The organism is Streptococcus suis YS56 (assembly GCF_000440115.1).
Taxonomy (GTDB): Bacteria; Bacillota; Bacilli; order Lactobacillales; family Streptococcaceae; genus Streptococcus; species Streptococcus suis_L.
Genome location: NZ_ALMY01000003.1, coordinates 40,937 through 50,822, shown reverse-complemented (window position 1 = coordinate 50,822; position 9,886 = coordinate 40,937). Strand labels below are relative to the sequence as shown.

The window sequence follows — 9,886 nt, the reverse complement described above, 5'->3', positions numbered from 1 at the left end:
AAGAAGGATTCTACAAGCGTACCTTGGATATTCACCGAACACTAGGGTTGCTCTTGCACACTCAAGTCTCGATTAAGCAATTGCTTAAATACTAAGTTCGCTTGCGTTTCATTATGTAGCAGACTATGAGAATTTAATAAAAAAGATATATAGGATGCTGAAGGCTGGTGGCAATTTAGTTTTTACAGTTGAACATCCTGTTTTTACTGCTCATGGAACACAAGACTGGTATTATAACGAAAAAGGAGAAATACTGCATTTCCCGGTGGACAATTATTATTATGAGGGCAAACGGACAGCTATGTTTTTGGAAGAAAAGGTTACAAAATATCATAGAACACTGACCACATATCTAAATACACTGCTTTCAAATAGTTTTATAATAAATCAGATTGTGGAGCCACAGCCGCCAGAGAACATGATGGATATTCCGGGGATGGCGGATGAAATGCGACGCCCAATGATGCTGATTGTATCGGCAAAAAAGAAGATGTAATAATATAGAAAAAATAAACGAGGAGTATGTAAATGAGATCAGAAAAAGAAATGATGGATTTAGTACTTTCTTTAGCAGAACAGGATGAACGTATTCGAATTGTGACCCTTGAGGGGTCACGCGCAAATATTAATATACCTAAAGATGAATTTCAGGATTATGATATTACATATTTTGTAAGTGATATAGAACCGTTTATATCTAATGATGACTGGCTTAATCAATTTGGGAATATAATAATGATGCAAAAGCCGGAGGATATGGAATTATTCCCACCTGAAGAAAAGGGATTTTCCTATCTTATGCTATTTGATGATTACAATAAAATTGATCTTACCTTATTGCCCTTGGAAGAGTTAGATAATTACCTAAAGGGCGATAAATTAATAAAGGTTCTAATTGATAAAGATTGTAGAATTAAAAGGGACATAGTTCCGACTGATATAGATTATCATGTAAGAAAGCCAAGCGCAAGGGAGTATGATGATTGCTGCAATGAATTTTGGAATGTAACACCTTATGTTATTAAAGGATTGTGCCGCAAAGAGATACTGTTTGCAATCGATCATCTGAACCAGATTCTACGGTTTGAACTACTTAGGATGATGTCGTGGAAGGTTGGGATAAAGACAGAATTTTCATTAAGTGTTGGGAAAAATTATAAGTATATTAACAAATACATTGATGAAGATCTATGGAATAGATTATTATCTACATATCGCATGGATTCCTATGAAAATATTTGGAAGTCATTATTTATATGCCACCAATTGTTCAGGGAAGTGTCCAAAGAGGTAGCAGAACTACTGGGGTTTGATTATCCAGAGTATGGTAAGAACATAACAAGATATACCGAGGACATGTATAAAAAATATGTTGAAAATGACTATTTTTAAAGATTAGCAAAGATCCTTTTATTCATGGAAAATGGATGAAACGTACATCAAAATTAAAGGAAAATGGCATTATTTGTATCGAGCCATCGATGCAGATGGTTTAACCTTGGATATTTGGTTACGTAAAAAACGGGACACACAAGCAGCCTATGCTTTTCTTAAGCGGTTAGTGAAGCAGTTTGATGAACCGAAGGTTGTAGTCACAGATAAAGCCCCCTCTATTACAAGTGCCTTTAAGAAACTAAAAGAATACGGCTTTTATCAAGGGACAGAACATCGTACCATTAAATACCTGAATAATTTGATTGAACAAGACCATCGTCCAGTAAAGAGACGCAATAAATTCTATCGAAGTTTACGCACTGCCTCTACCACGATTAAAGGTATGGAAGCCATCCGAGGATTATATAAGAAAACCCGAAAAGAAGGCACTCTCTTCGGGTTTTCGGTCTGTACTGAAATCAAGGTATTATTGGGAATCCCAGCTTAAATCATAGATACCGTAAGGGATTTTATTCTTTATTTAAAACTTTGCAACAGAACCTTACAAGTAAAGTATTCAGAGGATTTGAGGAAATTTTTACTAACAGAACTTAATAGATGTACCATAGTTACATTTGATGATTTAGTGTTTGATGATATAGAGCAAGAAGTGGTTCTTCTTCTTGGTGAAAAAATAAAAGGTGACAAAGAACATTCTATAAAAGTTGTACCTTTTAAAAATGCAGATGATTTACAGGAACATTCATTAAATGAGTTTGAGTTTATGAATGTTGATAAAGAATCTAATAAGTGGACAAGATATTTTCTAAATAACGAACAAATTCACTTAATTAATACCATTAAGCAAAGTAATGAATTTGTTGAATTTTCAGATGTTGCTAAGTGTGAAGTTGGAATTACAACAGGTAATAATGCATACTTCTGTATCAATGAAGAAATTGTGGAAAAATATGACTTAAGAAAGTATTGTAAACCATTAATAGCTAGAAGCGTAAATATTAAGGGAGTCCAATTTCAAAAAGAAGATTGGGAAGAAAATATTGAGTCAGGGGCTAGAACATACTTATTGGATCTCAGTCCATATGAAAAAAGTGAATTTAAAGATGGTGTGAATAATTACATAAAATGGGGAGAAGAAAATAGCCACAATACTTCTTATAAAACGAGAATTCGTGATGAGTGGTACAAAGTCCCTTCAGTGTGGAGTCCAGATATTTTCTTTTTGAGGAGAAATTACCAATTCCCTAAAGTTATGTTGAATACAGAAGAAGTATCTGCGGTAAGCACAGATACAATGCACAGAGTTAGGTTGAAAAATCATGCTGATGGGAAAAGATTAATTGTTGCCTACTATACAACTGTTGGTTTGTTATTTTCAGAGCTTGAGGGGAGAAGTTATGGTGGAGGTGTACTTGAAATATTACCTAGTGAGGTCTCAAAGATAATGCTTCCGAATATTTTTGATGCAAAGAAAGTAACAGATGCTGAGATTGATATTCTATTTAATAAAATTGACGAATTTATTCGCCAAAACGGGAGTGATAATATCGAAGTGCTAATAAATGAGTTAGATAATAAAATATTAGTTGAAAAGATTGGTTTAGAGATTAACTCTGTGATAGAACTCAGAAAAGCTTGGAAAAAATTACAAAATCGAAGACTTTCACGAGGAAGAACAGCACAGTAATCGTTCCTGATTACCTAAACTGTAGTTGTAGCTATGATATTGTTGTTGATAGTGATATTTTTACTGAATGTGCGAATATCAATGGAACCGATGTTCCTAATAGCTACATTCCATTAGTAAAAGGGAGTTTGAAAACTCCATATCATAAGCCCGAAGTAGATTGGTATATTAGATGGGATAAGAGTGAGATTAATGATTATCATATTTTTAAAAAAGCACGATTTCAGAATAGTAGCTATTATTTCAAATATGGCATTGCAACTCCAATGCTTAAAAGTAAAAAAGTTCGTGCTTGTCTAATGGAAGACAGTGTATTTGATCAAAGTATTGTAGGTATTTTTCCAAAAAAAATCATCAGATTTACTATTTATTTTAGCATTGCTTAATTCTGCTATAGTCAATGAAATTATTCATTCTATTAATCAAACAGTGAATAATTCAGCGAATTATCTAAAACGTATTCCTATACCAAAAATAAACGAAATTGAGAGACAACAACTTAACAAACTTGTATTAGGTATTGTAGATAATCATGAGGACAATCAGAGGGAGCTTGATGAGCTCTTTGATAGACTATATGCTAAATTGAGATAAGAAAAAAGGTTGGGACTCCATCGAGAGTTCCCAGCCTTTTTTCATAGCTATTCTGATATTTTATTATTCCAAGCACTACCAAATAACTCTCCTCCATTTGGATATAACCTAAGTACCTCGGTTTGTTTTAGAATTTCTTGGCATTTTTTTGAATATGATTTTTCTTTATCAAAAGTGATGAACACTTGCTTTTTTTGTTCAAGATAGCATTGTAAGATGCCTTCCAGTCCTTCATCTTGAATTTGTTTTAGAAAGAATGAGTCATGACCAATAATCGGAAGGTTAGTAAGTTGTAGCATAGCTATATCAAAAAGAATAAGTCCTTTATACTCAGAACCAGTTCCCCTATCTTGTGGAGTGTAAAACTCATAGGATTTTGCTGATTTTAATGATATTTTAGGACTGGTTTTAGTACCATTATAGATTTTATCATTTATGGTAGACATTCTTGAATTGAGTCTTTCTTCAATATCATCCAGGATGGCTCTCATTAGTTGATTATAGGCATTATTTAAAGCGCGGATTTCATCCGACAGCTTTTCTTTTTGTTTAAAACTTTCATTGGAATCTCTAAGTTGAGTGATTTCTCGTTGTAAATAAGCATATTGTTCCAATATTGACTGAGAGACGTTTGATACGTTACTAATTTGGGATATTTTATCCTCTAATTGATTCACTTGAGAATTAGTTAGATTAATAAGGTTTTGTAATGTTTTAGCCGATTCTCTGTATTCTGCACTTAAAACGGATGTCAGTTGCTGATGGAAGGACTCAATTTCAGAAATCGTTTTGATGTCTACATTAGGAAAGAATTGTTGTAGCGATTCAAAATCTTTTTGAAATTGCTGCCTTTTAGGATTGCGTTCTGCTTCAAAGCTTCGTTTTTGAGACAATAAGCTAGAGCGCTGGCGTTTTGCATCAGATAATTGATGTCTAAGTTCTGATAATTGTTGTGCCTGAATAGAGTCTAAATCAACCAAACCGCTATCACTTTCTCTGGTAAGTTGATTTATTTCCTGTTCTAGTTCTTGTATTCTTTTTTCGTTGTCCTTATATTCAGTTTTATTCTGGACAGTAGCAATGAACTTATATTTTTGAGCAGCCACAAAGACTTTCTTTCTATCTTCAGCATCTTCGATATATTTTTTCTGCTGCTCTATTTCACTATATCTATTGAACAAACGTAATAGTGTATCGATACCCTGTTTATCTGGGGAGTCTTTTGCAGCTTTTAGTGGTTTCTTATTATCGATAGTTTCTCTGCCCCAAGCACGTATAAAGGGACTTATGGAGGCTCTAAACTGAATGAACGGATAGTTCATTTTATATTTTTGCTTTAGAAAGTGACAGTATGCTTCCTTATCTAAACGTTTAATAACCGTATAGTTACTGTCACATTTATTGAAGGTAGTAGAATTATCAGTTGAACGAGAGAAGTAGTATGACTGGTTATCAAAAACGAATTCATATTTAATTGTATGATGGCCTACGTTTTCAACAATATCGTAGGCTTCTTCGACATAGTCACTTCCTCCAAAAATAAAATCAACTATTAGAAGGAAAGTAGATTTACCAATAGAGTTAGCAGCATTTTCGCTACCCATGACTGTATTTAATCCAGGATGAAATACGATTGGCTCTCTAATTTTTCCTTTTTCTAAAAATTTATCACAACTAATTTGTTTTAACATAATACAGCATCCCGTTTTCATTCATATCGATTTTCTTAAGAGCATATAGACAGGTCACTGCATCAGTAAATAGCGTGATACTGTCTATTTTTTTATAGAGTTTTATATAGAGTTCTCTTGGAGAATAATCATTATTTCGTAGTGCTTCTAAGATGATGGGAAAGAGAGGCAATATGCTTTTCTTATAAGAAACTGCTTTATTCGGTAATTTCATTGAACACCTCACAATTTTGGATAAAGTAAGATACGATAATTTTACATGCGTCTAAATGTCCATTGCTCAGTTTTGATTGATTTAAGAGCCAATTGGCGAGATTTTCTACGATCTCTGGTTGTGAGAGATTGGTATTAGCTAATTGAGTAAAAACTTTTTTTATATCACATTGAATCATTATGAAATTACTATTTTCAGCAAACAAGTCTTTTATGTATGAGAAATAAGTAAGTACGTGATATTGAACTGTTCCCCTTAAAACACCGTGCTCAGGTAAGATTTTCTGATTGAGTTTAAGGGCGGTCATATTCAGGGTTGTTGAGCTTGAGCTTCCAGTATAATCGTTTAGTGCATCTATGACTTCGGTGATTTGTGTTTCAAGATTTCCGTGATTCATAACTTCTTGAATCTCAGTTAACTTCTGAATTTCTTGTTTAATGGACAGTAACTTTTTATATTCGTCAATATCAGCATAGTTTTCATACTCGTTAGCGTCTTGAATACATAAAGGGATTTTATTATCGTATGAATCTAATTTAGCTGGCGGGGGCATGAAATTCTTAAATTTATCTGCAGTATCCTTGTCAAGATTGGAAGAGAATATCTCTACTATTTTGTATGCTCGGATTGTAGTGTCTTTTTTTTGACGTGTTAATGGTTTCTGACAGAGAGGACATTTATTACGAACCTGTTGTAAAAGCTCAATATCCTCAATTCTAGGTGCAGAATCAGTCATCTTATTCGTCTTGTTAAGGGCATATAGAAAAGAATAAGTTAAAAACTCAACTTCTTGCCCATTTTCTAAGTATCTTGCTAGTTCGTCATACTTTTTCGGAGATGCTTCTGAATCACTGTTGATGCACTTTAATATGTTGTCGAAAATATCTTGCTTATTATGTATGCGTAAGTCAGAACAGATATTCTTTTCAAAATTTTTTAGCGTTGCTTGGATAATATTGTAATCGTTTGAAGCTTGGATAAAAGCACTATCAACTTCAATTTTTCTTTGTACTAGGCGAGTAATTTTTCGATCATCTATTGATGTTGTAATACCGTTTAAATTAGATAACGGCTCAAGTAGTGTTATACCGAGCGGCCCCTGCTTTAAAGTTGTCATCCCGGGTAACAGAAGTTTTAAATATGAGGAAAAATTAAATTCTTGCAAATAATATTCTCCTTTCAATGAAAAAATTGGTCAAAAATTGGTCAAAAAGAGGACAAATACTTTTTGATTTCATTATCTTACAATAGCAATGTAAGTAAGTTACTCGAGATTTCTAGTTTTCTCTTATTATATCACGAAACTTTCATAACGTGTGAAATTTCTTTGTAATGGCTTACATTTGCATGAAACCTATATTCGTTTGCTAGCACGACTTGAGGTGTAGGTATCAAAATTCAAATATCAGTATTTCAAGTCTACTGATTGTATATTAAGCAAAGGAAGTGCTTATGCAATCAGAATTAAATATTTTTGTTGAGTCAATTGTCTCATTTTCTTTGCTATGCGATGAAAGCGAGACAAAATATGGCAAACCAAGTCAACCATAGTCAATCTAACAATAATCCCTACCGTTATGAATCCCAGAAATCATATGATGGTCGTCCTTGTCTGTCGGGAGAAGTGCTAGCACCATTTGTGATTAAGGATAAAGTGATGCTAAGTGTGCTGAAAATCAATCGTAATAATTTAAGAACCTTTAAATTTGGAGGTAAATCAGTATTAGTTGGTTTTGTACCAGTTACTCTAGAAGAGTTTGATATCACTATGAAAGTATTCAATGCTGATGTTCATGAGTATCTAAGTCGCCATTCTAGGAGTAAACTTGATACAACATCACTTGAAGAAATGATGGAAAGCAAGGATGATATGAGGTCGTATGGCTATGATCCTTCAGCTATTTCATCCTATGAAGAAACACTTATGCTGAATGAAACTTTGAAGGAGTTGATTGAAGAAGTATATCAACGTAGTCCTAAGCATGGCAAAATTTTAAAACTGATATATGGTAATTATGAGATTACCAAGCAAGAAATCATTGATAAACTTGGTATGAAAAAAACTCAAGGGTATGATGCAATCAAGAAAGCACATGCACTCGCAAAGGAGGTATATAATGAACTAAATCAATAATTGAAAATCGCCATCTCAATTTCTGAGGTGGCGATTTTTTGCTAATCTTTCTGATAGAATAAGCATTCGTATCCATCGGCACGAAGGTTGATATCAGTCATCCAGTCTGGTGCATTACCCATCAATGATGCAATCTTCTCAATTTTTTGTTCCATTGGACATTCGATTATTACTTCATCGTGGACATGGCCTACAATTTTAAACTCTTTCAGTTGTTTCAAAGAGAAAGCAAGAATGTCACGGCTGATAGCTTGTACAATGTTTTCTACAAATTTTGGACCATAACTTTCGAGTCGTTCCCAACGTTTAGCAGTTCCAGTTCCTTCGTAAGTGACGGACTCTCCACCGAACTGGTTTTCGCCAATTCTTGGCTTGATATACGCTAGTTTGCGACCAGAAGGAAGGGTGATGAACAATATGCCACTTTTAACTTCAAATTGAATACCGTGAGTTGATGTTGGAATTAGTTCCTTTACAGCAGTCTTTACAGCATTATCGACATCCCACCAGAAGAGAACGATATTTGGATTTGCTTGTCGCCATGAGTTAACAAGTGGTTGGAGTTCGTCCTCAGTTAGTCCCATATCAATGGCCCCCATGGCTTTCAATGCACCAACAGAACCACCGTAGCCGCAAGCAAGTTCTGCAATTTTCCCTTTTTGTCTCAATTCAGAATTTTGTCCATGCTTTTCAACTGGAACTCCAAACATCTGTGAGGCTGACATGCAGTAGATATCCTTACCATCTTCAAATACTTTACTGCGCCATCTCTCTCCTGCCAGGTGGGACAGTACACGAGCTTCGATAGCCGAAAAGTCGCAAACAATGAATTTTTTTCTTTCACTTGGAACGAAAGCAGTTCGTATTAGTTGCGATAAGGTATCCTGAGTATCGTAGAGGATATCAGTAGCTTCTAAGTTACCGGTTCTGAAAAGTTCTCTCGCTTCCTCAAGGTCAGGAAGGTGGTTCTGAGGTAGATTCTGAAGTTGCACCAAACGACCAGCCCATCGACCTGTACGGTTAGCTCCGTAAAATTGAAACATTCCCCTTGCTCGACCGTCCTTACAAACACAATTCATCATGGCCTGGTATTTAGACACACTTGATTTGGCTGCTTGCTGCCGAAGTTTGAGGACTTTTGCTGTTTTATCATCGACTGTTTTGAGGAGTTCTTTCACAGCTTTTTTATCCAGTGAATCGGTGGTCACTCCGTGTTCACGTAGCCAGTCGATCATCTGAAGAACAGAGTTGGGATTTTCAAGGCCAGTTAATGCTTTTAACTCGTCTTGAATTTTGGCTTTGCTCTTTGCATCAATTTTGATTGCTGCTTTGACAAAATCAACATCTATGCCAATACCACGGTCATTGATAATCTGATCCTGGAGGTACTCATCCCAAACAAAATCAGGTACTGGGAAGTTTTTCAGTCGTTCCTTGATGGCCAATTCGACCTCAACATCACGTCTGTTGTAATTGATAAAGATGGACCATTTGTCAGGCGCGTGATGAGGAAAGTTGCGAACTCGCCCTCCATTGACTTTGGTAGGCTTACAAGGTACGCAGAAGTAGCGAATGAGGTCAGCACCCTCTCTCATCTTTTGGTCTTTGAGTTTGAGAACTGTTCCAACTCCTTCAAGGGAGAGGGGAAGTCCTAAATAAGCGGACCAAATCATGCTACATCTCCATGAAACTGGAGATAAAAATCCAAATGATAGCAATTCGGGATGATGTTTCTTGAGCCAGTTTGATAGACAAACTCGCTCAAATGAAGCGTTGAATGCCCATTTGATGACTCTATCATCTACTAAAGCTTCAAGAATATCTTGCGGTAACTTCTCCTTACTTAAGTCGTAAACAGTCACTGGTCCATTATTGACAGATACTGCAAACAAAAGGAGTTCAAAACTGTCATCTTCCGCATAGCGATAAACACCAGATTTTCGTAGGTCAATTTCGCAATAGGTTTCAATGTCGATGCTAAGTTCTTTAATCGGCATAGTTTGTCCTTTCTGAAAAAGGTGACAGAAGTACTGCCACCTAAAGTTCTATCTGTTTTTTCGACTGAGTGGTGTTTGGCTAAGTTTTTCTTTATTTTGCTTTGCCTTTCGTTCCATTTCATTTCGAATATCATCTCTAATGGTCATATACCCGAAGTATAGTCCGATAAGCAC

General features: G+C 35.2%; 8 protein-coding genes and 3 pseudogenes. 7 read left to right on the top strand and 4 right to left on the bottom strand.

Annotation, left to right across the window (positions count from 1 at the left end; all coding sequences use genetic code 11):
• The 6 genes and pseudogenes from SST62_RS1000000112545 to SST62_RS1000000112540 form a co-directional block, all read left to right on the top strand.
• A pseudogene (locus tag SST62_RS1000000112545) lies at window positions 1-89 on the top strand (23S rRNA (adenine(2058)-N(6))-methyltransferase Erm(B)); the annotation flags it as partial.
• Window positions 89-496: pseudogene (locus SST62_RS1000000112735) on the top strand (methyltransferase domain-containing protein); the annotation flags it as partial. The pseudogenes SST62_RS1000000112545 and SST62_RS1000000112735, both read left to right, overlap by 1 nt.
• A 32-nt stretch (window positions 497-528) precedes the next feature.
• Complete coding sequence (locus SST62_RS0100540) at window positions 529-1,392, top strand: aminoglycoside nucleotidyltransferase ANT(6)-Ia (protein WP_002294505.1); 864 nt, start codon at window positions 529-531, stop codon at window positions 1,390-1,392.
• Between the two features lie 7 nt (window positions 1,393-1,399).
• Window positions 1,400-1,882, top strand: a pseudogene (locus SST62_RS0100535) (IS6-like element IS1216 family transposase); the annotation flags it as partial.
• 78 nt (window positions 1,883-1,960) lie between these two features.
• On the top strand, window positions 1,961-3,082 hold the full coding sequence (locus tag SST62_RS0100530) for a hypothetical protein (protein ID WP_029185877.1): 1,122 nt from the start codon (window positions 1,961-1,963) through the stop codon (window positions 3,080-3,082).
• A complete protein-coding gene (locus tag SST62_RS1000000112540; RefSeq protein ID WP_153309588.1) occupies window positions 3,031-3,468 on the top strand; it encodes a hypothetical protein in 438 nt (145 codons plus the stop codon). Before SST62_RS0100530 ends, SST62_RS1000000112540 begins: the two co-directional genes overlap by 52 nt.
• 255 nt (window positions 3,469-3,723) lie before the next feature.
• Here the strand turns inward: SST62_RS1000000112540 and SST62_RS0100515 are convergent, their stop codons facing one another.
• The 3 genes from SST62_RS0100515 to SST62_RS0100505 are packed head-to-tail and all read right to left on the bottom strand — an operon-like array spanning window position 3,724 to window position 6,746.
• On the bottom strand, window positions 3,724-5,367 hold the full coding sequence (locus SST62_RS0100515) for a DUF2326 domain-containing protein (RefSeq protein WP_029185875.1): 1,644 nt from the start codon (window positions 5,365-5,367) through the stop codon (window positions 3,724-3,726).
• A complete protein-coding gene (locus tag SST62_RS0100510) occupies window positions 5,351-5,581 on the bottom strand; it encodes an ABC-three component system middle component 7 (protein ID WP_029185874.1) in 231 nt (76 codons plus the stop codon). Before SST62_RS0100510 ends, SST62_RS0100515 begins: the two co-directional genes overlap by 17 nt.
• Window positions 5,565-6,746 carry an ABC-three component system protein gene (locus tag SST62_RS0100505; RefSeq protein WP_029185873.1) on the bottom strand — a complete coding sequence of 394 codons (1,182 nt, stop codon included), beginning with the start codon at window positions 6,744-6,746 and terminating at the stop codon, window positions 5,565-5,567. Before SST62_RS0100505 ends, SST62_RS0100510 begins: the two co-directional genes overlap by 17 nt.
• A gap of 345 nt (window positions 6,747-7,091) precedes the next feature.
• On the opposite strand from SST62_RS0100505, the gene SST62_RS0100500 reads away from it, so the two are divergent.
• The gene (locus tag SST62_RS0100500; protein ID WP_228376828.1) at window positions 7,092-7,715 is read left to right on the top strand and encodes a hypothetical protein; all 624 of its coding nucleotides are present in this window, start codon (window positions 7,092-7,094) and stop codon (window positions 7,713-7,715) included.
• 41 nt (window positions 7,716-7,756) lie between these two features.
• Here the strand turns inward: SST62_RS0100500 and SST62_RS0100495 are convergent, their stop codons facing one another.
• Window positions 7,757-9,712: a DNA polymerase gene (locus SST62_RS0100495; RefSeq protein ID WP_029185871.1), complete on the bottom strand. Its 1,956-nt coding sequence runs from the start codon at window positions 9,710-9,712 to the stop codon at window positions 7,757-7,759.
• Window positions 9,713-9,886: the final 174 nt, after the last annotated feature.

Excerpts from the sequence above, each read along its gene's own strand:
- SST62_RS0100500 (WP_228376828.1), top strand. The coding sequence starts at position 7,092 with ATGAAAGCGAGACAAAATATGGCAAACCAAGTCAACCATAGTCAATCT.
- SST62_RS0100540 (WP_002294505.1), top strand. The coding sequence starts at position 529 with ATGAGATCAGAAAAAGAAATGATGGATTTAGTACTTTCTTTAGCAGAA.
- SST62_RS0100495 (WP_029185871.1), bottom strand. The coding sequence starts at position 9,712 with ATGCCGATTAAAGAACTTAGCATCGACATTGAAACCTATTGCGAAATT.
- SST62_RS0100510 (WP_029185874.1), bottom strand. The coding sequence starts at position 5,581 with ATGAAATTACCGAATAAAGCAGTTTCTTATAAGAAAAGCATATTGCCT.
- SST62_RS0100515 (WP_029185875.1), bottom strand. The coding sequence starts at position 5,367 with ATGTTAAAACAAATTAGTTGTGATAAATTTTTAGAAAAAGGAAAAATT.